Origin of the sequence: Streptomyces sp. BE20, assembly GCF_036322525.1 — a bacterium.
Classification (GTDB): Bacteria; Actinomycetota; Actinomycetes; order Streptomycetales; family Streptomycetaceae; genus Kitasatospora.
The window spans coordinates 76467-98768 of sequence record NZ_JAQYWW010001221.1 but is presented as its reverse complement, the minus strand read 5'-3'; the positions used below and the strand labels follow the sequence as shown (position 1 = coordinate 98768).

The window sequence follows — 22302 nt, the reverse complement described above, 5'->3', positions numbered from 1 at the left end:
CGGTCGGGCGGCGGCAGGATGAGGGCATGCCCTTCACACTGAGTCACCCGGCCGCCGTGCTGCCCCTGCTGCGGGCGGCGGGGGAGCGCGGGCCGCTGGTCGCGTCGGCCCTGGTCGCCGGGTCGCTGGCGCCGGACGTGCCGTTCTTCGCCGAGTCGCTGCTGCCGGGGGTGTACCGGCACGGCCGGCTGACCCACCGCTGGTGGGCGGTACCGACCGTGGACGTCGCGGTCGCGGCCGTGCTGGTGGCCGGCTGGCACGGGCTGCTGCGCGGGCCGCTCGTCGGGCTGCTCCCGGAGCGGTGGGCGGGCCCGGCCGAGGCGCTGACGGTCCGCCGGAGTCGGCGGGCGGACCGGGCACCCCGGGTCGTGAGCGGGGCGGACGCCGCCTGGTTCGCGGCCTCGGCGGCGCTCGGCGCGGCCAGTCACGTGGGGTGGGACGCCTTCACCCACGGGGGCCGGCTCGGTGCCCGGCTGGTACCGGCGCTGGAGCGGCCGGTCGCCGGTGGGCCGCCTCTGTACACGGTGCTGCAGTACGGCACGTCGGTCCCGGCGCTGGCAGCGGTGGCGGGGTACGCGGTGCGTGCGGCCCGGGCGGTGGAGCCGGTCGCGCCGGCGGTCGTGCTGACGGACCGGGTGCGGCGCTCCGCCGTCGTGGGGCTCGGCGCGGCGACGGCGGCCGGGGTGGTGCACCGGCTCGTGCCGCTGCGGCGTCGGGTGATCCCGGAGGTGTGCTTCGGGGCGGGCGCCGGGCTGGCGGTCGGTGCGGTGGGGTACGCGCTGGTCCGGGCCGCGGTGGCCGGGGTCCGGACGGCGCGCGGGTAGTGCCGGGGCGGCGTGTGAGCCGGGGCGGGGGAGCGTGGGCCCGGCGTGCACGGCGGCACCCGAGGTGTTCGTCCGGCGTGGGACGGACGGGCCGCGCCGTCGTGGTGGACGGCGCGGCCCGGTAGTGCACCGGTGGTGACCCGGGCGCTGCCCGGCGGTGGCTCCTCGTCAGACGGATCGCAGCTCGGCGTAGCGGCGCAGGAAGAGCGCCTCGGTGAGCGCCATCCGCTCCAGCTCCAGCGGGTCGACGCTCTCGTTGACCGCGTGGATCTGGGTGGTGGGCTCCTCGACGCCGATCAGCACGATCTCCGCCTGCGGGTAGAGCGTGCGCAGGGTGTTGCAGAGCGGGATCGAGCCGCCCTCGCCGGAGGTGACCATCGGGGTCCCGAAGGCCTCGGCCATCGCCTCGCCCATCGCCTCGTACGCCGGGCCGGAGGTGTCGGCGCTGAACGGCGCGCCGTTGCCCTGGCGCTCGACGGTGACCCGGGCGCCGAACGGCACCTGGGCCTCCAGGTGGGCGACCAGCGCCTCCTGGGCGGCGGCCGTGTCGGTGCCCGGCGGGACGCGCAGGCTGACGGACGCCTTGGCGGAGGCCTGGACGGAGGAGGTGGCGCCGATCACCGGCGGGGCGTCGATGCCGAGGACGGTGACCGCCGGGCGGGCCCAGAGCCGGTCGGCGACGGTGCCGGTACCGGTGAGCGCGACGCCGTCCAGCACCTTGGCGTCCGCGCGGAACTGCTCGTCCGGGTACTGCACGCCGCTCCAGGTCTGGCCGCCGGTCAGGCCGGCGACCGCCACGTCGCCGTGCTCGTCGTGCAGCGAGGCGAGCACCTTGACCAGGGCCTGCAGCGCGTCCGGGGCGGCGCCGCCGAACGCGCCGGAGTGCAGGTTGCCGGCCAGGGTGCGGACGGAGACGTCCACCACGGTCATGCCGCGCAGCGAGGCGGTGACGGTGGGCAGTCCGGCGGCGAAGTTGCCGGTGTCGCCGATGACGACGACATCGGCGGCGAGCAGTTCGGGGTGCGCCTCGGCGTAGCGCTCCAGACCGCCGGTGCCCTGCTCCTCCGAGCCCTCGACGATGATCTTCAGCCCGACGGGGTACCCGCCGTCCACCTGGCGCAGCGCCCGAAGGGCCGTCAGGTGCATCAGGATGTTGCCCTTGCAGTCGGCCGCGCCGCGTCCGTACCAGCGGCCGTCACGCTCGGTCAGCTCGAACGCCGGGCTGATCCAGGCGTCCTCGTCGAGCGGCGGCTGGACGTCGTAGTGCGAGTAGAGCAGGACGGTCGGCGCGCCGGCCGGGCCGGGAAGCTCGGCGTAGACGGACCGGGTCCCGTCGGGGGTGTCCAGCAGCCGGACGCCGGTCAGGCCCTCGGCCGCGAACGCCTCGGCGACCCAGCGGGCGGCCTTGTCGCACTCCTCGACCGGGAACTGACGGGGGTCGGCGACGGACGGGAAGGCGACCAGGTCGGCGAGGTCGGTCCGGGCGCGGTCCATCAGGGACCGGACGGCGTCGGCCAGGCGCTGCTGCTGCGGCATCGTGATGCTCCGGGTAGGGCTGGTCCGTCCGAGGGATGGTGCGGGCGAACGTCGTTGACGGGGGGTAGCGCCGATCATAGGCGGACACGAACGGTCGACCGGCCGGAGGCGGCCGGCGGCGGCACCGGGCATGGCACCGGCCGGGGACGGGGTCCGGCGGGCACGGGGCGGCACGGGCGGCGTCGAGCGGTGCGGCGGGGGGATTCGGCCGCGCGTTCGGGGCGGTGCGGCCGACACCGGGGAGGTCGGCCGCACTAGGATTGCTGTCCGTGACTGACTCCGGAAGCCCTGATTCTCGTAGCCCGCACAATGCCAGTAGCCCGCACGACACCAGTGGCCCGCAGGCCGAGCGAGGCCCGCTCGACGCCGAGGCGCCGGCCGAGGCCGCGATCGAGGCCGTGATCGAGGCCGAGGCCGACGCCGTGGTCGGCGCCGAGGCCGACGGGCCCGGCCGGCTGGACGGCGTCTGGGACGTCGTCGTCGTCGGTGCCGGGCCGGCCGGTTCCTCGGCCGCGTACGCCGCCGCGGCCCAGGGCCGGCGGGTGCTGCTGCTCGACAAGGCCGAGCACCCCCGGTACAAGACCTGCGGCGGTGGCATCATCGGCCCCTCCCGGGACAGCCTCCCGCCGGACTTCGAGCTCCCGCTCCAGGACCGGGTGCACGCCGTCACCTTCGCGTACCGCGGCCGGTTCGCCCGCACCCGGCGTTCGAAGCGGATGCTGTTCGGGCTCGTCAACCGGGACGAGTTCGACCTGCGCCTGGTCCAGGCGGCCAAGCAGGCGGGCGCCGTGCTGGTCACCGGAGTGACCGTCACCGGGGTGGAGCAGCGCGGCGGCGAGCACCGGACGGCGCTGGTCACCGCCGCCGACGGGCGCACCTTCGAGGCCCGCGCCGTGGTCGGGGCGGACGGCAGCGCGAGCCGGATCGGCCGGCACGTGGGCGTCTCCTTCGACCAGATCGACCTCGGGCTGGAGGCGGAGATCCCCGTCCCGCCGGAGGTCGCGGCCGACTGGGCGGGCCGGATCCACCTCGACTGGGGCCCGCTGCCGGGAAGCTACGGCTGGGTGTTCCCGAAGACCGAGTCGGGCAGCCTGACCGTCGGGGTGATCTCGGCACGCGGTGACGGCGAGCGGACCAAGCAGTACCTCGCCGCCTACATCCGCCGGCTGGGGCTGGCGGGCTTCCCGCCGAGCGTGGAGTCCGGCCACCTGACCCGCTGCCGGGCCGAGGACTCGCCGCTCTCGCGCGGCCGGGTCCTGGTGGCCGGTGACGCGGCCGGGCTGCTGGAGCCGTGGACCCGCGAGGGCATCTCGTACGCGCTGCGTTCGGGCCGGCTGGCCGGGGAGTGGGCGGTGAAGGTGGCCGAGGCGGGCAACGCGGGCGAGGTACGGCGCGAGGCGCTGAACTACGCGTTCGCGATCAAGGCGGGCCTGGGCGTGGAGATGCGGGCGGGGAAGCAGATGCTGAACGCATTCGAGCACCGGCCGTACCTGTTCCACGCGGCGGTCTGCCTGGTCGACCCGGCCTGGCGGGCCTTCGCCCGGACCACGCAGGGGCACACCACGTTCGCCCAGGTGCTCCGGGACTACCGGGCGGCCCGGCGACTGGCGGCACTGGCCTCGCGCTGAGGACCGGCGGTGACGCTCCGCCGGGGAGGGGTTCCCCGGCGGAGCGTCGGCCGTGCCGTGGTGCTACTTGAGCCCGTTGTCGATCGCCGTGATGAGGGTGCCGCCCGGAGTGTCACCGGTCATTTCCCAGATCATCGCGCCGAGCAGGCCCTTCGATTTCAGGTAGGCCGTCTTCTTGGCGATCGACCAGGTGTCGTCGAAGGTCCACCACTGCCCGCCCGCACCCGTGTACCCGTAGGTCGAGACGGACTGTTCGTCGTGGTAGACGGACAGGTTGGGGAAGGTGGTGATGAGGTTGTTGTACCCGCGGGTCCCGGCCTCCTCGGCGAACTGGCCGGGGGCTGCGCCGGTCGCGCTCTGCCATTCGCCCTTGACGCCCCCGTCGGCGACGCCCTGCCAGCCGCGGCCGTAGAAGGCGAGGCCGATGGTGAGCTTGCGCGGGTTGACGCCGGCGTCCAGGTAGGGCTTCAGCGCCGCGTCCACGCTGAAGTGGTTCGGGTACGGGTCCTGGGCGTCCGGGTAGAGGTTGCCCTGGTGGCCGGTCCGGTTGGGCTCCCACGAGTTGTCGCTGCCGGCGCCGTGGAAGTCGTAGCCCTGGACGTTGGCGATGTCCAGGTAGTTGAAGATCTTCGAGAGGTCCCAGCCCTGGTCGATCTTGACCGGGTCCGCCGGGGTGAAGGCGGTCAGCAGCTTGTGCGAGCCGCCGAGCGCGTCGAGCTGCTTGCGGAACTCGGCGAGCAGCAGGGTCAGGTTGCCCTTGTCGTTGGCGTTGTAGTGGTTGCCGGCGTGGCCGTCGGGCGAGCCGGGCCATTCCCAGTCGAGGTCGATGCCGTCGAAGATGCCCGCCGCGACGCCGTCACCGCCGGCGCCGTTGTAGAGCGGCAGGTTGCCCTTGATCCACACGTCGACGCAGGACTTGACGAACTTCTGCCGCGAGGCGTCGGTCGCCGCCGCGTCCGAGAAGTACTTGGAGTAGGTCCAGCCGCCCAGCGAGACGACGATCTTCAGGTGGGGGTACTTGGCCTTCAGCTTCTTCAGCTGGTTGAAGTTGCCGCGCAGCTTGCCCCAGCCGTCGTCGGCCACGCCGTCCACCGACTGGGCGGCGCTCATCGGGCGGCCGTAGTCGGCGTCGGCGTCGCCCGCGCCGGTGCCCTGGTCGGGGTCCTGCGGGTTGGCGGTGGTGCCCCTGGTGACACCGGCCATGCAGGTCAGGTTGACCGGATCGATGTTCTCGAAGGCGTAGTTGATGACGTCGAGCTTGGCCGCGCTGCCCGAGGTGTCGAGGTTCTTGACGAAGTACTGGCGGCCGTAGATGCCCCACTGGGTGAAGTAGCCGACGCGGGCGTACTTGCCGGCGCCCACCAGGTCGGAGGTGGTGACGGAGAGCGGGGCCGAGGCCGGCGAGGCGTTGTCCGCGCCGTCCCGGGCCTTCACCGTGAAGGTGTAGTTCGTCGACGGCGAGAGGCTGCTGACGGTGGCGGTCAGCGTGGAGCCGGTCACCGTGCGGACCAGGGTGGCGCCCTGGTAGACGTCGTACGCGGCGACCCGGAGGTTGTCGGTGGCGGCGTTCCAGGCGAGCGTCACCTCGCTCGAACCCACCGCGGTGGTGCGGAGGTTGGTCGGAGCGGTGGGCGGGGTCGGGTCGGTGGCCGGGTCGAAGGTGGTGGCGGTGACGGGCGCGCTGAGCGGGCCGGTGTTGCCACGGGTGTCCTTGGCCCGGACGGTCAGGGTGTAACTGGTGGCCGGGGTCAATCCGGTGACCAGTGCGTCGGCGGTGGCGCTGGTGGCGAGCACGGTCGCCCCGCTCAGCACCTCGTAGGAGGCGACCTGGAAGTCCCCGCCGGTGGCGGCCGGCCACTTCAGGGCGAGGCTGCGCGCGGTCGAGTCGGTGACCACCGGGGTGCCGGGCGCGGACGGCAGGACGTCCGAACTGCCGTCGCACTTGTCGCCGTTGATCCGGCAGCCGGTCGGTGTGCCGACCGGCCCGTTGGCGACGAACCAGAAGCTGTACGGCTCGGTGGTGCCGCGGGCGGGCACGTTGGCGTTGTAGAACGCGTTGGTGGCGGTGATGTGGCGGCCGTTGGCCGTCGCGGTGCCGTTGTAGCTGTTCTGGATGGTCACGCCGGCCGGCAGGTCGAACTCCAGGGTCCAGCCGGAGACGGCGGCGGCGTTGTCGTTGCGGACGATGTAGGTGCCCTTCCACCAGGACCCGTTGTTCTCGGTGGTGAAGGTGGCGGTGAGCTTCCCGGCGGCGTTGGCCGGTGTGGCCAGCGCGGTGATCGCGGCCAGCGGGAGGAGCAGGACGGACAGCAGCGCCAGCAGTCTGTGGCGCACGCGCGGGCGGTGTGCCCGGGGTCGAGCGGACATGGTTCTCCCTGTGACTGTGGGGGTTGGACAGGGTGACGTAGAACCGTACGGATGGTGCGGGTGGTGCCTGGTGGGGCGGGGTGGTGCCGGATCGGACCGTGGCGCTGGGGTGGTGCGTGGCCGATCGGTGCCCGCGTTTGTGGGGAGACGGGGCATGGGAACTGTAGGAGGACTGGACCAATGCGTCAACAGGTCTGTACCAGTGGGGAGTTGACGGGCCAGGTCGGGGCGGGGCCGGCGCACGGTTCGAACGCGCCCCGGGCGGGGTCCGCCCGCGCCTCGCGCAGGACTAGGGCCGGCGGCGCGGGTCGCCGGCCAGCTCGTCGCCGAGCGGGCTGCGGGCGTACAGCACCGATCGGCCGTGCCGGGCCCGGGTCACCAGGCCGGTCGCGTGCAGCACGGCCAGGTGCTGGCTGACCGCGCCCGCGGTCACGCCGAGCCGGTAGGCGAGATCGGTGGTGGTGGCCGGCTCCGCGAGCAGCGTCAGAAGGCGCGACTTCGGCGCGCCGAGCAGCTGTTCCAGCGCGCGCGGAGTGGCCGGCGGTCGGGGGTCGGCCATGCCGGCCTGGCCGCGTGCCGGGTAACTGATCTGCGGTGCACGGTCGTTGCTGATCATCGTGATCGCGCCCCGGGCGAAGAACGTCGGCACCAGGACCAGGCCGCGCCCGTCCACGGTGATCTCGCCGTCCCCGTCCGACCAGTGCCGGTTGATCGACAGCAGGCCGTCCGCCCAGTGCAGCCGCCGGTCCAGGTCGGCGAACAGCGCCGCGGCCCCCTGCTGGGCCAGCACCCGTGCCCGGTAGACCAGGTCGGCCTCCAGCACGGCGCGGGCCTGTGGCCACCAGCCCGGCGCCAGGCAGCACTCCCAGTACTCCTCCAGCGCGTCGGTGATCCGGGCCAGCAGCCGGGCCGGATCGGCCAGTCCGTCCGCCAGGACGGCGGGCATCGGCCGGCGGTCCAGCTGGAAGGTCAGTTCCAGCTCCGGGCGCAGTTGCTCGGGCGGCAGTGCCCGGACGGTGGCCAGCTCGGTGCGGAAGTCGGGCGAGGGGGTGACCGGGCGCGGGGTCAGGAAGTCCGGGACCCAGCGGTTGGGCGAGACCAGGGAGAGCAGCAGCGTGGAGTCCAGCCGCTCGAAGGCGGGCCGGAGGCGCTCGAAGGCGGGCGACTGGAAGGCGTAGACGCCGGGATGGGTCCACATCCGCAGGCTGAGCGACGCCTCCTGGATCGGCGAGCAGGCGAACCAGGTGGTGGCCAGGTCGGCCAGGCCGAGCTTGAACCGGTGCACGCGGCCCCCTCGCCGGCTGCTTTTAGGCCCAGCCTAAATCAGTACTGCGGACGGGCCGTCTCGGGGTGTGATCGTGGGCATGACCACCTCACCGGCGGCGACCGCCGCACCCACCTCCGGCCTGCCCGGAAACGGCCAGGACGGCGAAAGCGACGGAATCGGCGCGATCGGCGCGACCGGCGGGACCGGGGGGATCGGCCGAAGCGGTACGACCGGCGCGACCGGCGGACCGCCGGGGCCGCCCGCGAAGCCCGGGCCCCGGCCGTCCCGGGCCGCCCGGCTGCTGCACCCCGACCCGATGGTCCGGCGGCTCGCCGGGATCACCCTGCTCAACACCGTCGGCAGCGGGCTCTCGCTCTCCGTCGGCGTGCTGTTCTTCACCGGTGTCCTCGGCCTGAGCGCCGCCCAGCTCGGTCTCGCGCTCACCGCCGCCGGGCTCTGCGGGGTCGTCGCGAGCGTCCCCGCCGGGCGGGCCGCCGACCGCTGGGGGGCGAAGCGGATCCTGGTGGTGCTGGTCGCGCTCACCGGTCTGGGCACCGCCGGCTACACGCTGGTGGACGGCTATCCGGCGTTCGTCGCCCTGGCCTGCCTGGTGGCCGCCGCCGACCGGGGCGGATCGGCCGTCCGCAATGCCCTGTACGCCCAGGTGCTGCCCGCCGACAAGCGGGTCGCGGGCCGCGCCTACCTGCGGGTGGTGACCAACGTCGGCATCTGCCTCGGCACCGGCGTGGGCGCCGTCGCCCTCCACCTGGACTCGCGGCCCGCCTATCTGACGGCGATCCTGGCCGACGCCGCCACCTACCTGGTGGTGTCGGTGCTGTTCCTGCGGCTGGCCGTGCCCGGGCAGGGCGGTGCTGGGTGGGGCGGCGCGGGGCGCGAGCGGCCGGCGGAGGAGGGGCTCCGGACGCCGGAGGGGGCGCGGACGCGCAGCCGGAACCCGGCACTGCGGGACGGACCGTTCCTGGTGGTGACCGCACTCAGCTCGGTGCTCGGCCTGCAGTTCGCGATGCTGGAGGTGGGCGTGCCGCTCTGGATCGTCCAGCAGACCGACGCGCCGCGGATCACCGTGGCCGGCACCCTGATCGTCAACACCGTGCTGGTGATCGCCTTCCAGGTGCGGGCCACCAGGGGCACCGAGGACCCGGCTGCCGCCGCCCGGGTCTGCGGCCGGGCCGGGCTGATCCTGGCCGCCTCGTGCCTGGTGCTCGCACTCGCCCACGGCGCGCCGGCCCCGATCGCCGCCGTGGTGCTGCTGGTGGGCGTGGCGCTCCAGGCGATCGGCGAGGTGCTGAGCCAGGCCGGCAGTTGGGCGCTCAGCTACGACCTGGCCAGCGAGCGGGCGCACGGTGCCTACCAGGGTGTCTACAACGCGGGGAACTCTGCCGCGCTGATGATCGGACCGGCGGTGGTCTCGACCGTCGTCATCGGGTACGGCCTGGCAGGCTGGGCCGCCCTCGGCGCACTGCTCGCCGCCGCGGGCCTGGCCATGGGGCCCGCCGTCCGGTGGGCCTCGGGCGGCGGCCGGGCGCGGTGACCCGAGCCGGCGCGTGCGGCGCGTGCGCCCCCGCGCCGTACCGCCCGCGCAGCGCCGCCGTGTCCGGTGCCGGAGGTCTCTCCGGCGCCGGACACGGCGGCCGTGCCGGGAACTACTCCGGCACCACCGCGAGTGCCTCGATCTCGATCAGCACCTCGGGCATGAACAGCGCCGAGACCTGCATCGCCGAGCTGGTGGGGAGCGGGATGTCACCGAAGAACTCGTCCCGGGCCTCGCGGACGGCGGGCAGGTGCCCGATGTCGGTGAGGAAGTAGGTGAGCTTGACGAGGTCGGAGAAGTCCGCCCCGGCGGCGGCCAGGCAGCGGCGGATGTTCTCGAAGATCTGCCGCGCCTGCGCCTTCGGGTCGCCGGTGCCGACCAGCCGCCGCTCCTCGTCGAAGGCGACCTGGCCGGAGACGGCCACCAGCCGGCCGGTACCGGTGACGACCTGGGTGTAGCCGGTGCCCGGGGCCACGCCGGGAGGCTCGGCGATGTGCGTGAGGTGGGCGGTCTTCCGCCCGGGTTCGGTGGTCATGGGCTCATCGTGGCCGACGGGTGATCACCGCACCAGTGCCTTTCCGGATCGGGCCCGGGCGCCCGGGCGCGACTCCACCGCGGAGGGCGGGCGGACCGCCACCGGATTTCCCGCGCCGGGCACGGGTGGCTCTGGTCGAGCGGAGGGTGGGCGTGCCAGAGTCGTCCGGGCGCCGCCCCACCGGACGGCGGGCGCCCCTCCGACCCACCCTCAGCCGGAAAGCAGGACCGCACCGATGACCCGCGAAGTGCCTCTCGTCCACGTCACCACCGAGGACGCCGTCACCACCCTCACCCTCGACTCGCCCCACAACCGCAACGCGCTCTCCACGCGGCTGATGGCCGAGCTCACCGCCGGCCTCGCCGCCGCGGCGGCCGACCCGCAGGTGCGCGCGGTCGTGCTGACCCACGTCGGCAAGGTGTTCTGCGCCGGTGCGGACCTCTCCGAGGCGACGGGGGCCGACCCGACCGTCGGGCCACGCGGTCTGGTCGACCTCCAGCGGGCGATCGTGGACTGCGCCAAGCCGGTCATCGCCGTCATCGACGGTCACGTCCGGGCCGGCGGCCTCGGGCTGGTCGGCTCGGCCGACCTGGCGGTGGCCGGTCCGGCCGCCACCTTCGCGTTCACGGAGGTCCGGCTCGGCCTGGCCCCCGCCGTCATCTCGCTGCCGCTGCGCCCCAAGCTGGACCCGCGCGCGGCCTCCCGCTACTACCTGACCGGCGAGGTCTTCGACGCCGCCGAGGCGGCCCGGATCGGGCTGATCACGCAGGCGGCCGACTCGGGAGAGGCCGTCGCCCTCGCGCTGAAGGGGCTGCTGGACGCCCTGCGGCTCGGTTCGCCGCAGGGGCTCGCCCAGTCCAAGCGGCTGGCCAACGCCGAGGTGGTGCGGTCCTTCGAGCGGGACGCCGACGAACTGGTCGAGCTGTCGGCGCGGTTGTTCGGCTCGGACGAGGCACAGCAGGGGATGCGCGCGTTCCTGGAGAAGCGACCGGCACCCTGGGCCCGTTGACGTTGACGTTGACGTTGACGTGCGGCGTGCGGCGTGCGGCGTCGTGTGGCGGGCCCGGGACCGGCGACCGGTCCCGGGCCCGCCGGCCTCAGCCGATGACGGCGGTCTCGCGCCAGAGGTCGAGCAGCGACCGGTCCCCGGAACGGGCCACGCGCCCGGAAGCTCGCCGACGAGGCCCCGGCCGCCGACCTGACGCTCACCGGCCCGGCCCGTGACCTCTACCTGCTGCTCTGGAACCGGCTGCCCGCCTCGCAGTCCTGGCGGCTTTCGGACCCGGCCGCCGGGACGGTCGGCCGGATAGGGCGGTCCGCCGGCGGCTTCCGGTGGGTGCCGGGGGCCGCGACCGGGCCGCACGGGTGCACCCTCGCGGCCGTCCTGCGGTGGCCGTGTGACCTTGGCCGCCTCGACGCCGGGGGCGTCGTACGGACCGGTAACGTGAGCGCATGCCGATCACGCGTTCCCTGTACACCGCGGCCCGGGCCGTCGGCCGGCGAGCCGCGGGCCGCGCCGTCCACCGGGGCTGGCAGTGGGTCCAGCGGGCCGGCGCGGTGTCCACCGAGAGCCCCGGGCCGTACCGGTTCGGCGAGCTGGGCGCCGGGACCAAGCTGACGTTCCCGCTCGGAGCCGTGTTCAACGAGCAGTGGATCACCATCGGCCCGTTCTCGATCATCGGTGAGCGGGTCACGATCAGCGCCGGCTTCCTGCCGGGGCTCGACCTCGGACCCGAGCCGATCGTCCGGATCGGCGGCGGCTGCGTGATCGGCCGGGACAGCCACATCGTCGGCCACGAGTCGATCGTGCTCGGCGACGACGTCTGGACCGGTCCGGGCGTCTACATATCCGACCAGGCGCACGAGTACCGGTCCACCGACCTGCCGATCGGCAAGCAGTGGCCGCGCAACGAGCCGGTCGAGATCGGCTCGGGCAGCTGGATCGGCACCGGCGCGGTGATCCTCCCCGGTGCCCGGTTGGGCCGCAACGTCGTCGTCGCGGCCGGCTCGGTGGTGCGGGGCGAGGTGCCGGACCACACGGTGGTGGCGGGTGCCCCGGCGAAGGTCGTCCGCCGCTGGACGGAGGCGGAGGGGTGGGAGCCGCCGTTCCGCAGCGAGCCTCCCCGACCGCTGCCCGACGACGTGACCGCCGCGCAGCTGCGGGCGCTGGCGGGGTGGGACCTGCGGCTGCCCGGTGAGTCGGAGGGCTGAGACCCGGGGGTGGGGGAAGGCGGCGGCGGCCGGGAGCCGTGTCAGGTCGGTTCCTGGGCGGGCTCCGAGCGGCCTGAGTGATCCGAGCGACGAAGGAGGCCCGGAGGGCCCTGGCGGCCCTGGCGGCCCTGGTCGTCCTTGGGGTCCTTGGGGTCCTTGGGGTCCGGGACGCTCGGGGGGTCGCCGCGGCCCGGTAGGCCGGCCGGAACGGCGCGGTGGCCGGTGTCGCGTTCCGCGTCGCGGGCGGCGATGGCGGCGGTGATGCGCGGCAGGTGGGCGGGCCGGGCCGGGTCCAGGCCGGTGAGGACGGCGATCCTGCGCAGCCGGTAGTCGACGGTGTTCGGGTGCAGATGGAGCACCTGTGCGGTGTGACGGCGGTTCAGGCCGCCGGACAGGTGGACGCGCAGGGTGGCGAGCAGTTCCCCGCCGTCCTCCAGCGGTGCGAGCAGCGCGGCGAGTCGGCCGCGGGCGTGGCTGGGCCGGCAGAGCTGGTACTCCAGCAGGAGGTCGTCCAGCCGGTGCAGCCCGGGCGGTCGGCCGACGGCCCGGGCCACCTGGAGCACCTCGTCGGCGAGTGCCGCCGCCGCCGGCACCCCGTCAGGCCCGGCGGCCGACCCGCCGGCCCGGACGGTGACGCCCGCCGCGCGCGCGGTGCGGTCCACCGTGTCGGCGAGCCGCTGCCAGACGGCCTCCGGTACGGCGTTCGGCGCTTGCTCCAACGGGACCAGGACCACCCCGCCGGTGACGGAGAGCGCCGACAGTGCCGACTGCCGGGTGGCGTGGTCGAGTTCGGTGCGCAGCCGGCGCAGTTTGCGGTGGCCGGCCACGGCCCGGTCGACGTCGGGAGACCGCTCGTCCGGATGGTCGGCGACGGCGAGGCAGAGCACGGCGTACGCGGACGGGAGGCGGAGGCCGGCGCGTCTCGCGGCCTCCACGGCGGGCGCGCCGTCCAGCAGCGCGGTGAGCAGGGCGTGCCGGGCGGTCTGCCGTTCGTCGGGGCCGGTGCGCCGCTCGTCCAGGTAACCCGCGCCGGCCGCGGCGGTGGCCCGGCGGAGCTGGTCGAGCAGCAGCCGGTTGAGGACCAGCAGGTCGGCCGCGTCGCCGTCGCGGGCGTGCCGGGCGACCAGTTCCCAGCAGACCTCCAGGCCGAGGTGGTGGGCGAGCAGGACGGCGTCGAGCGGTACCCCCTCCTCGGCCCGCCGCGCCGCGGCCTCCCGGACGGCAGCGAACTCCGTTGCGGGGGCGGGAAGTCCGGTCCGGACGGCCTGGGCGAGTGCGCGGATCCGGCGCTCGGTGACCTGGACCAGTTCGCCGGTGACCTGCTCGCGGGGCAGCCGGCGGTAGGCCGGCACCCGGTCGAGCAGCGCGGCGACGACGGTCTCGACCAACTCCGGAACGGCGCCGAGCAGGCGCTGGTCGGCGGGGACGCCGCCGATCACGGGAATCCGCCAATCGGTGGTGCGGGCGGGTGAATTGTGACCGGTCACAGGGATCACCGTCCAGGTCTGGGGGACACCCAAGGGCCAGGTCGGAGGGGCGACCGCATGATGGAGCCACTCGGGTTACCTGTTGGTAACAAACTTCCGCCGTGGAGGCAACAGTTGAGAACCCCACTTCTCCGCTTCGCCGCAAGACCGGTACACCGCAGGATCCTCGGTCCACTCGGCTCGGCCCTGCTGGCGGGCGTGCTGCTCGCCGGCGGGACGGCCGGGGCGGCTCGGGCGGCGGACGCGACCCCCACCGCGCCCGCCGCCGTCGCCTCCGCCGACCTCACCCCGGCCGGTGAACTCCCGCCGGACGGCGACCCGGTGGCCTCGCCGCCCGGTGCCAACGACTGGAACTGCCGGCCGGGCGCGGCGCACCCGAACCCGGTCGTCCTGGTACACGGCACCTTCGCGAACCGGTACGAGAACTGGCTCGCACTCTCGCCCCTGCTGAAGAGCAAGGGGTACTGCGTCTTCGCCCTCGACTACGGGACGATCCCCGGCGTCACCTCGTCCGGCAGCGGGCTGCTGCTGCCGATCGGCGGACTCGGCCCGGTCACGGAGTCGGCGGCCCAGCTCGGTCGCTTCGTCGACCTGGTGCGCGGTGCCACCGGCGCGGCGAAGGTCGACGTCGTGGGCCACTCGCAGGGCGGCATGCTGCCGAACTACTACCTGAAGTTCCTCGGGGGCGCGGCGAAGGTCGACAAGGTGATCGGGCTGGCGCCCTCCAACCACGGGACGACGCTCTCCGGGATCGCCAACCTGGCCCCGTACCTCCCCCGGGTCGCCGAGCTGATCTACACCGTCTGCGCCGCCTGCCGGGACCAGGTGGTGGGCTCGGACTTCAACCGGACCATGGCCTCGAAGCCGGACACCGTGCCGGGTGTCCGCTACACCGTGATCGCGACCGTGTACGACGAGGTCGTCACGCCGTACCGGACCCAGTTCCTGACCGGGCCGAACGTGAACAACGTGGTTCTGCAAGACCGTTGCCCGGTCTCCCTGGCCGAGCACGTGGCGATCGCCTTCTCGCCGACGGCGCTGCACCTGGTGACCAACGCCCTCGATCCGGGGCGCGCCACACCGGTGATCTGCGGCTGAGGCCCACGGAGGAGCGGTGGCCGGCGCGGTGGCCACCGACGCTGCGCAGGACGTCGGACCGGCCGACGTCCTGCGCAGCGGTGTGTCCGGGCTAGGCGGCGGACGTCCCGGCGGTGCGGAAGGTGACCACGGCGGTCACGCCCTCGGGTCGCAGGTCGTACGGACCGGCGGATCCGAGGAGCGCGGCGTCGTAGCGGGTGAGGAGGGTGGAGCCGGAGGTCGCGGTGCCGGACAGGCAGACCAGCAGGACGGCGGCGCCGGCCGGGACGTCCACCGTGCGGGGCGCGTCCGCGAGCAGCAGGTCGGCGGTGACCCGGCCGCGCCGGGTCATCACGTTGAAGTCGACCAGCGGGCCGCCGAGCAGCCGGCAGTCGGTGGCCGCGTCGCCGGAGAAGGCGAACGGACGGAACGGGGCGTCGACGACGTGCTCGGCGCCGTCGACGGTCAGTGCCATGCCCTCGCCCTCGACGAGGGTGATCACCCGGTCGATGCCCGGGAAGGCGGAGAACGGACCGGCCGACGCGACGTCGGCGAGGCTGACCCGCCACCCGAACTCGTCCAGCCCGGAGCCTGCGGGGTACCCGGCGACCTCCCTGGTCACCCCGCCGCCGTTCCGCCACGCCGTGGCGGGGCGCTCGGCGGCGCGCAGGAGCTGGACCGGTCCGTTGCTGCTCGTCATGGCGCGATCCTCGCACGGTGGGGGAGGGGCGGGACCCCGGGGGCGGTCCGCCGGGAGGCGGGCCCGGGCGCCGTCGGCCGCGGTGTCCACGCCGTCGTCGGCTCCGGGCCGGGCCGGGTGCGGGCGGGGGCGGGGCGAGCGGGCGGGGGTGACGGGGCGGGCGGGTCAGCGGCGGCGGGCGGTGAGGGGGAGGACGGCCGCGACGGTGGCGGCGACCGCGACGCTGGTCAGAGCGACCGGGAGGCTGGTCGCGTCGGCCAGGAACCCGATGACGGGCGGGCCGACGAGCATGCCGCCGTAGCCGAGGGTGGAGGCGAACGCCACCCCCTTCGGGCCGCCCTCGGCGCCGGCCCGGGCGATGGCGAGCGGGAATATGTTGGCGAGGCCGAGCCCGACCAGGACGAAGCCGGCCAGGGCGAGCGGCGCCGCCGGGGCGAGTGCGGCCAGCAGCATCCCGGCCGCCGCCGTGAGCCCGCCGAGGAGCATCAGCCGGGTCTGGCCGAGCCGGACGGAGAGCCAGGTGCCGCCGACCCGGCCGGTCGTCATGGCGAGTGCGTAGGCCGCGTAGCCGGCTGCGGCCAGTCCCGCGCTCGCGTGGACGTCGTCGGTGAGGTGGAGGGTGGTCCAGTCGGCGACGGCGCCCTCGCCGTACGCGGTGCAGAGCGCGGTGAGGCCGAGCAGGAGGATGAGCAGCCGGGCGTGCGTCGGGTTGCCGTCGCTCCCGTTCCCGGTGCCGGCCCCGCTCCCGGTGCCGGTGGGAACGGTGAGGGGAGCTGCGGCGACGGGCGGCGCCGCGTGTGCGGCCGGGCTGCGGAGCAGCGCGGCACCCGCGACCGCGGTGACGACCAGGCCCAGCAGACCACCGAGCGCGAGCGACCAGCCGGCGGTGATCGAACCGGCGAGCAGGCCGCCGGCGCCCGCGCCGAGCAGGCCGCCGAGGCTGTACCCGGCGTGGAAGCTGGGCATGACGGGGCGGCGGAGTTCGGCGACGATCTCGACGGCGGCGCTGTTCATGGCCACGTTGGCACCGCCGTAGCCGGCACCGAAGAGCAGCAGGACGCCACCGAGCGTGGCCACCGAGTGGGTGTGGGCGGGCAGTGGGACGGCCAGGGCGAGCAGGGCGAGCGAGGCGACGGTGACCGGGCGCGAGCCGTAGCGCAGGCAGAGCCGCCCGACGATCGGCATGGTGGCGACGGCCCCGGCGGACACGCAGAGCAGGGCGAGTCCGAGGGTGCTGTGGGAGGCGTTGACCTGGCTGCGGACGTCCGGAATGCGGACGACCCAGGCGGCGAAGAGGAACCCGTCGACGGCGAAGAAGGCGGTGAGCGCGATCCGGGCGGTGCTCCAGAGGGCGCGGGCGGAGGGGTCGGCGGCGGCGGGGTTGTGGCCGGAGCTGTGGGGTTCGGACGCTTTGCTGCGAGACTGGACGGACGGCCGGTCGGTGGGGGCGGGGGGACGGATTTTGTTTCGGAGCGGCACAAAGTAACAATAGGCGCGTGCAGCTCACACCTTCAAGTCCCAGGCCCGGCTCCGGGGCCGACTCCGACGCGCAGCGCGACGCCCACCGCCGCGCGGCCCCCGACCGTGGACGGACGCTGCTCGGCCCGGCGCTCTCGCTCATCCACACCGGTCAGACCCCGACCCGCTCGGCGCTCACCCGCGCGCTGGACGTCACCCGGGCCACGGCCGGAGCGGTCACCGCCGAACTGGAGTCGCTCGGCCTGATCACGGTCGACTCCCGCCCGGCCGGCGGAGGACGGGGGCGCCCCTCGCACCGGCTCGCCATCGACCCCGCGGGCCCGGTGGTGGTCGCCGGACAGATCCACGCGGACGGGCTGAGCGTCACGCTGGCCGGACTCGGCGGGCTGCTCGACCCGCCGGTCCACCTCCCGCTGCCCGCCGCCACCGACCCGGTCCGGCTGCTGCGCGCGGTCGCCCAGGCGGGCGCCGAACTCGCCCGCGAGACCGACCGGCGCTGCCTCGGTGCCGCGCTCGCGCTGCCCAACCCGGTCACCGAACCGGATGGCACCGCGCTCGCCGCGCTGCACTTCGCCTGGCCCAGCGGCACCCCGGTCGCCGACCTGTACGACGTCGAGGTGGGCCGTGCCGACCACGGCCCGCGCGCGCTCGATCCGCTGCCCACCGCGATCGCCAACGACGCGAACCTCGCCGCCCTCGCCGAGTACCGGCACGGCGCCGGGCGGGGGGCCCGGCACCTGCTGCTGGTCACCTCCGGCCACCGGGGCGTCGGTGGCGCACTGGTCATCGACGGCCGGCTGCACACCGGCAGCGCCGGCCTCGCCCTGGAGGTCGGCCACCTCACCGTCGACCCGCAGGGGCGCCCCTGCCAGTGCGGCAACCGGGGCTGCCTCAACTCGGAGACCGACCCGGACGCGCTCTTCGCCGCCGCCGGGCTCACCCCCGACCGCGACCGCCCGCCGCTCGACCAGGCGCGCGAACTCTGCCGGCGCGCCGCCGACGACGAGCGCGCGCGGGCGGCCGTCGAGCACGTCATCGACCGGCTCGGTCTCGGGCTGGCCGGCGTCGCCAACATCCTCAACCCCGACCGGGTGGTGCTCAGCGGGCTCCACCGCGACCTCCTGGAGGCCGCGCCCGAGCGGCTGCGCGCGGTCGTCGCCGAGCGCAGCCTCTGGGGACGCAGCGGGCGGGTGCCGATCGTCGGCGCCGAGCTCGCGCACAGCGCGCTGGCGGGGGCGGCCGAGCTGGGGTGGCTGCCGTACCTGGCGGACCCGCAGTCGGTGGTCCCGGGCTGAACGGGCAGGGCCGGGTGGTCCGGACGGGTCGGAACGGGTGGGCGGGACAGGCCGGGTCGGCCGGGCCGAACGGGCCTGGCCCGTTCGGCGTGGGGCGGGTGGGGCGCCCGGGGCGATAAGCGGAAGCTGGGGCTTCACATACGGTCACTTATCGTGACTCTCGTACACTCGTAGTGAGCACTCGAAGGGGACTTCGAAGGACTCGATCCACCCGCACGAGGAGAGTGGCCATGGGTACCCAGCCGATCGTCGAACCGGATCGCGCACCGAAGGCCGAGCCGGTCGTCGGGCCGGTCGTCGAGCCGACCGTCGACGTCGACCGTTCCGACGCGGAGTACCGGTCGTGGCTCAAGGAGGCGGTGCGCAAGGTCCAGGCGGACGCCAACCGCTCCGCCGACACCCACCTCCTCCGCTTCCCGCTCCCCGCCGAGTGGGGCATCGACCTCTACCTCAAGGACGAGTCCACCCACCCCACCGGCTCGCTCAAGCACCGGCTGGCCCGCTCGCTCTTCCTCTACGGGCTCTGCAACGGGTGGATCCGGCCCGGCAAGCCGGTGATCGAGGCCTCCAGCGGTTCCACCGCCGTCTCCGAGGCGTACTTCGCGCAGCTCGTCGGGGTGCCCTTCGTCGCGGTGATGGCCAAGTCCACCAGCCAGGCCAAGATCGACCTGATCGAGTTCCACGGCGGGGAGTGTCACCTGGTCGACCGCTCGGACGAGGTCTACGAGGCCTCCGCGCGGCTCGCCGAGGAGACCGGCGGCCACTACATGGACCAGTTCACCTACGCCGAGCGGGCCACCGACTGGCGCGGCAACAACAACATCGCCGAGTCGATCTTCGCCCAGCTGCGGCTGGAACCGCACCCCGAACCGGCCTGGATCGTCGCCACCGCCGGTACCGGCGGCACGTCGGCGACCATCGCCCGGTACGTCCACTACATGCAGTTCGACACCAGGATCTGCGTGGCCGACCCGGAGAACTCCTGCTTCTTCGACGGCTGGGTCCGACACGATCCGGACGCGGTCTGCGGAAGCGGCTCGCGGATCGAGGGGATAGGGCGCCCCCGGATGGAGCCGAGCTTCGTGCCCGGGGCGATCGACCGGATGATGAAGGTCCCGGACGCCGCCTCGATCGCCGCCGTGCGGGTGCTGGACGGCGTGCTCGGCCGGAAGGCGGGCGCGTCCACCGGGACCGGGCTGTGGAGCGCGCTGAGGATCGTCGCCGAGATGCGGGCGGCGGGGGAGTGCGGCAGTGTGGTCACCCTGATCTGCGACCCGGGCGACCGCTATCTCGACAAGTACTACGCGGACGAGTGGCTGGCCGGCGAGCGCATCGACATCGCCCCGCACCGGGCCGCGTTGGAGTCGTTCCTGGCCGGCGGCGCCTGGACGGGCTGAGGGCCGCGCCCCGGACCGGGCCGCGCGCCCTGGATCGGACGGTGCGCCGGTGATCAGGCGGTGCGCCGGCGCTCGGTGAGGCACAGCGCGCCGGTCAGCGCGAACGTGCCGAGCGGCACCGGCTGACCATCCGGACCGCACGTGCCCTCGTCGAGGCCGAGGGCTGGGAGGCGGTGACGGTCCGCCGGCCCCGCTCAGGGAGGCCGTCGCGGCCCTGGCCGGCCCGGTCACGGAGGTCGCCGGCGCCCGGGACCCGGAGACCTTCACCGAAGTGGTCCGGACCGTCCTGACCGCCCGTCCGTCACCGCCCGTCCGTCACCGCCCGTCCGTCACCGCCTGGCCGTGGGCAGGTCGTCGGGGACGAGAAGCTGGAGTTCCTCCGTCGACGGGTCGGCGAGCTGGGCGACGCGCATGGCGTGGCGCTCGACCATGGTCTCGAAGACCTGGCGGGCGGTGCGGCCGTTGCCGAAGTTGGGGCCGCGTTCGATGGCCGCGAAGTGGTCGAGGAGGGCGCTCGCGGTGTCCTCCGTGAGGGCGTACTCGTGCTCGGCGCACTGCGCGCGGGCGATCTGGAGCAGCTCGTCCGCCGAGTAGTCGGGGAAGCTGACGGTCCGTGAGAAGCGGGAGGAGACGCCGGGGTTGGCGGAGAGGAAGCGTTCCATCTCGCTCGTGTAGCCGGCCACGATGACCACCACTTCGTCCCGGTGGTCCTCCATCAGCTTCACCAGGGTGTCGATCGCCTCCCGGCCGAAGTCGCGGGCGCCGTCCTCGGGGGCCAGCGCGTAGGCCTCGTCGATGAAGAGGACTCCGCCGCGGGCCCGGTCGAAGGCGGCGGCGGTGCGGATCGCGGTGGAGCCGATGTGCTCGCCGACCAGGTCGACCCGGGCCACCTCGACCAGGTGACCGCGCTGCAGCACGCCGAGCGAGGCCAGGATCTCGCCGTAGAGCCGGGCCACCGTGGTCTTGCCGGTGCCGGGGGCTCCGGTGAAGGCGAGGTGGCGGCGGAGCGAGGGCGCCTTCAGCCCGGCCTGCTGCCGTCTCCGGCCGACCGAGATCAGGTCGATCAGCGTCCGTACCTCCTGCTTGACCGTCGCCAGGCCCACCAGGCCGTCGAGTTCGGCGAGCGCCTCGTCGGCGGGGCGGCAGTCGGGGATCGGGCCGATGGCCGAGGAGGCCGGCAGGGCGGACGCCAACGGTGCTGCGGTGGCCGTCAGTTGGGCGCTCCGCGGGGCCGGTACGTCGAGGGCCGTCGTGGGCGCCGCGACCACGTCGTCCGAGGTGCAGCCGTCCACCACCGGTCCCGGTTCGGAGAATTCGAAGCCGGCGCGTTCGTTCTGCTCGGCCCGGCACCTGGTCAGCACGGTGCGGCAGCCGTCGATGATGTGGAAGCCGAACCCCTTGCCGTGCGACACCCGGCAGTCCTCGAAGGTGCCCCGGCCCTGGGCCGAGACGTAGACACCGGCGTCCGAGCCGGCCCGGACGGTGCAGTCGCGCAGCACCGGGTCGGCGCCCTTGGTGACGATCACGCCGGTCGCCACGTCGGAGATCTCGCAGCCGGTCATCAGACCCCCGCTGCCGTGGTCGCGGAACCAGAGCCCGGTGCCCGCCTCCTGGACCCGGCAGCCGGTGAGGTTGACCGTCGCACCGCCGCTGACCGAGACCGCCGAGCTGCGGATCCGGCTGAAGGAGCAGCCCTCGGCGACGGCGGCGGAGTCGCGGTCCAGCACGAAGAGCGCGTCCGGCAGGTCGTGCAGCGCGCAGTCGGTGAGCGTGAGCCGGGCACCGTCGCTCACCCAGAGGGCCGGGTACTCGCCGGTCGAACCGTGGATCTTGCACGACTCTGCGGTCGCCTCGGTGCCCTGGTCCCAGACCGAGAGCGCCCCGCGCCCGAAGTCGCGCACGGTGGAGTGCACGAGGCTCAGCCGGGCCCGGCCGCGCAGGTCGGCGCCGTTCTCGGGCAGGGTGTGCACCCGGCAGCCGGTCAGCACCAGCTCGGCCTCGCCGTCCAGGGTGAGCCCGTTGCCGGTGACCCGGTGGATGTCGCAGTCGACCAGCCGCCCGCCCGCCTGCGCCTCGGCCTGGACGCCGCTGCCCCGGATCTCGTAGATCTCGCAGCCGGTCAGCTCGGCCGCGCTCCCCGGGTCGGAGAGCAGGACGCCGGCGCCGGAGGCGTGGTGCACCCGGCACCGCTCCAGGGCGGCGGTGGCGCCGCCGAGCACGGCCAGCCCGGCCTGGCCCGCGGCGGACACCTCGCAGTCCTCGAAGGCGGCCGCGGTCCCCTCGCCGCGCAGCCGGAGGCCGAGCCCGGCCGGGTTGGCCACCACACAGCTCTTCAGGGTCGGTCGGGCGTCCCCGGTGACCTCCACCCCGGCCGCCGACCGGGTCTCCACCCGGCAGCCGGTGAACGAGGGCGTGGCCGCCGGCCCGGTCACCAGCACCGCCGGGACGGAGCTGTCGCTGCCCTCGATCACCAGGTCGCGGACGGTCGCCGCAGCGGTGACGGTCAGCGGCACCCCGCCCGGCGGGTCGATCCGGACGGTGCCGGCGCCCTGGGCGGGGACGATCGTGACCGGCTTGTCCAGCACCACGTTCTCCCGGAACGTGCCCGGTCGCACGGTCACGGTGTCGCCCGGCTCGGCGGCGGCCAGGGCCTCCGCGAGTGTGTCGTACTCGCCGGCGCGGCGCCGCCAGCGGGATGCGCTGTCCTGAGTGACCCGGACCCTGTGCTCAGCCATGACGGTCTGTCGTCCCACCTTCATCGAGCCGGCGATCTACGGACCGGACGCGCGCGGATGCGACTCACCTTCGTGCGACGCAGACGGGAGCGGTGCACGCGGGTGTGCGGCCGTCCGCCCACCGTAGCGCGCCCGGGCGGATGCTCCCGCCCGCCCGCCGCCGCACGACCCGGGGACCGTCGCGGGTTCACCACATGCTTCAACGAGCGCGC

The 22302-nt window shown here is 74.6% G+C and carries 16 protein-coding genes; 8 read left to right on the top strand and 8 right to left on the bottom strand.

The window, feature by feature from the left end:
* Nucleotides 1-26: 26 nt before the first annotated feature.
* Nucleotides 27-824 carry a DUF4184 family protein gene (locus PUR61_RS42245; RefSeq protein ID WP_329885275.1) on the top strand — a complete coding sequence of 266 codons (798 nt, stop codon included), beginning with the start codon at nt 27-29 and terminating at the stop codon, nt 822-824.
* 168 nt (nt 825-992) lie between these two features.
* On the opposite strand, the gene PUR61_RS42240 is transcribed toward PUR61_RS42245, so the two are convergent.
* Entirely contained in the window at nt 993-2360 is a 1368-nt protein-coding gene (locus PUR61_RS42240; protein ID WP_329885274.1) for a dipeptidase, read from the bottom strand.
* Between the two features lie 422 nt (nt 2361-2782).
* Here PUR61_RS42240 and PUR61_RS42235 point away from each other — a divergent pair, with 422 nt between their 5' ends.
* Nucleotides 2783-3988 carry a geranylgeranyl reductase family protein gene (locus PUR61_RS42235; protein ID WP_329885288.1) on the top strand — a complete coding sequence of 402 codons (1206 nt, stop codon included), beginning with the start codon at nt 2783-2785 and terminating at the stop codon, nt 3986-3988.
* Between the two features lie 63 nt (nt 3989-4051).
* On the opposite strand, the gene PUR61_RS42230 is transcribed toward PUR61_RS42235, so the two are convergent.
* Both PUR61_RS42230 and PUR61_RS42225 read right to left on the bottom strand, forming a co-directional pair.
* Complete coding sequence (locus PUR61_RS42230; protein ID WP_329885273.1) at nt 4052-6355, bottom strand: glycosyl hydrolase family 18 protein; 2304 nt, start codon at nt 6353-6355, stop codon at nt 4052-4054.
* A gap of 289 nt (nt 6356-6644) precedes the next feature.
* Nucleotides 6645-7640: an ArsR/SmtB family transcription factor gene (locus PUR61_RS42225; protein WP_329885272.1), complete on the bottom strand. Its 996-nt coding sequence runs from the start codon at nt 7638-7640 to the stop codon at nt 6645-6647.
* Between the two features lie 79 nt (nt 7641-7719).
* Here PUR61_RS42225 and PUR61_RS42220 point away from each other — a divergent pair, with 79 nt between their 5' ends.
* On the top strand, nt 7720-9174 hold the full coding sequence (locus tag PUR61_RS42220; RefSeq protein WP_329885271.1) for an MFS transporter: 1455 nt from the start codon (nt 7720-7722) through the stop codon (nt 9172-9174).
* 112 nt (nt 9175-9286) lie between these two features.
* Here PUR61_RS42220 and PUR61_RS42215 read toward each other — a convergent pair whose 3' ends face one another.
* Nucleotides 9287-9709 (bottom strand): RidA family protein, encoded by a 423-nt coding sequence (locus tag PUR61_RS42215; RefSeq protein ID WP_329885270.1) that lies wholly within the window; start codon nt 9707-9709, stop codon nt 9287-9289.
* A gap of 235 nt (nt 9710-9944) precedes the next feature.
* On the opposite strand from PUR61_RS42215, the gene PUR61_RS42210 reads away from it, so the two are divergent.
* The gene (locus PUR61_RS42210; RefSeq protein ID WP_329885269.1) at nt 9945-10718 is read left to right on the top strand and encodes an enoyl-CoA hydratase family protein; all 774 of its coding nucleotides are present in this window, start codon (nt 9945-9947) and stop codon (nt 10716-10718) included.
* Between the two features lie 443 nt (nt 10719-11161).
* Complete coding sequence (locus tag PUR61_RS42205; protein ID WP_329885268.1) at nt 11162-11920, top strand: acyltransferase; 759 nt, start codon at nt 11162-11164, stop codon at nt 11918-11920.
* A 41-nt stretch (nt 11921-11961) separates the two neighbouring features.
* Here the strand turns inward: PUR61_RS42205 and PUR61_RS42200 are convergent, their stop codons facing one another.
* Nucleotides 11962-13407 carry a PucR family transcriptional regulator gene (locus PUR61_RS42200; protein ID WP_329885267.1) on the bottom strand — a complete coding sequence of 482 codons (1446 nt, stop codon included), beginning with the start codon at nt 13405-13407 and terminating at the stop codon, nt 11962-11964.
* 114 nt (nt 13408-13521) lie between these two features.
* Here PUR61_RS42200 and PUR61_RS42195 point away from each other — a divergent pair, with 114 nt between their 5' ends.
* Nucleotides 13522-14505: an esterase/lipase family protein gene (locus PUR61_RS42195; RefSeq protein ID WP_443035337.1), complete on the top strand. Its 984-nt coding sequence runs from the start codon at nt 13522-13524 to the stop codon at nt 14503-14505.
* 91 nt (nt 14506-14596) lie between these two features.
* Here the strand turns inward: PUR61_RS42195 and PUR61_RS42190 are convergent, their stop codons facing one another.
* Complete coding sequence (locus PUR61_RS42190) at nt 14597-15184, bottom strand: HutD/Ves family protein (RefSeq protein WP_329885266.1); 588 nt, start codon at nt 15182-15184, stop codon at nt 14597-14599.
* A 165-nt stretch (nt 15185-15349) separates the two neighbouring features.
* Nucleotides 15350-16663, bottom strand: a complete 1314-nt coding sequence (locus tag PUR61_RS42185; RefSeq protein WP_443035336.1) for an MFS transporter — start codon at nt 16661-16663, stop codon at nt 15350-15352.
* Nucleotides 16664-16680: 17 nt separating this feature from the next.
* Here PUR61_RS42185 and PUR61_RS42180 point away from each other — a divergent pair, with 17 nt between their 5' ends.
* Together PUR61_RS42180 and PUR61_RS42175 are read left to right on the top strand one after the other, a co-directional pair.
* A complete protein-coding gene (locus PUR61_RS42180) occupies nt 16681-17958 on the top strand; it encodes an ROK family protein (RefSeq protein WP_443035335.1) in 1278 nt (425 codons plus the stop codon).
* A 230-nt stretch (nt 17959-18188) separates the two neighbouring features.
* A complete protein-coding gene (locus PUR61_RS42175; protein ID WP_329885265.1) occupies nt 18189-19355 on the top strand; it encodes a PLP-dependent cysteine synthase family protein in 1167 nt (388 codons plus the stop codon).
* A gap of 329 nt (nt 19356-19684) precedes the next feature.
* Here PUR61_RS42175 and PUR61_RS42165 read toward each other — a convergent pair whose 3' ends face one another.
* Nucleotides 19685-22090, bottom strand: coding sequence for a right-handed parallel beta-helix repeat-containing protein (locus PUR61_RS42165; protein ID WP_329885264.1), 2406 nt, complete (start codon nt 22088-22090; stop codon nt 19685-19687).
* Nucleotides 22091-22302: the final 212 nt, after the last annotated feature.

Excerpts from the sequence above, each read along its gene's own strand:
- PUR61_RS42245 (WP_329885275.1), top strand. The coding sequence starts at position 27 with ATGCCCTTCACACTGAGTCACCCGGCCGCCGTGCTGCCCCTGCTGCGG.
- PUR61_RS42240 (WP_329885274.1), bottom strand. The coding sequence starts at position 2,360 with ATGCCGCAGCAGCAGCGCCTGGCCGACGCCGTCCGGTCCCTGATGGAC.
- PUR61_RS42230 (WP_329885273.1), bottom strand. The coding sequence starts at position 6,355 with ATGTCCGCTCGACCCCGGGCACACCGCCCGCGCGTGCGCCACAGACTG.
- PUR61_RS42220 (WP_329885271.1), top strand. The coding sequence starts at position 7,720 with ATGACCACCTCACCGGCGGCGACCGCCGCACCCACCTCCGGCCTGCCC.
- PUR61_RS42215 (WP_329885270.1), bottom strand. The coding sequence starts at position 9,709 with ATGACCACCGAACCCGGGCGGAAGACCGCCCACCTCACGCACATCGCC.
- PUR61_RS42210 (WP_329885269.1), top strand. The coding sequence starts at position 9,945 with ATGACCCGCGAAGTGCCTCTCGTCCACGTCACCACCGAGGACGCCGTC.
- PUR61_RS42205 (WP_329885268.1), top strand. The coding sequence starts at position 11,162 with ATGCCGATCACGCGTTCCCTGTACACCGCGGCCCGGGCCGTCGGCCGG.
- PUR61_RS42190 (WP_329885266.1), bottom strand. The coding sequence starts at position 15,184 with ATGACGAGCAGCAACGGACCGGTCCAGCTCCTGCGCGCCGCCGAGCGC.
- PUR61_RS42175 (WP_329885265.1), top strand. The coding sequence starts at position 18,189 with ATGGGTACCCAGCCGATCGTCGAACCGGATCGCGCACCGAAGGCCGAG.
- PUR61_RS42165 (WP_329885264.1), bottom strand. The coding sequence starts at position 22,090 with ATGGCTGAGCACAGGGTCCGGGTCACTCAGGACAGCGCATCCCGCTGG.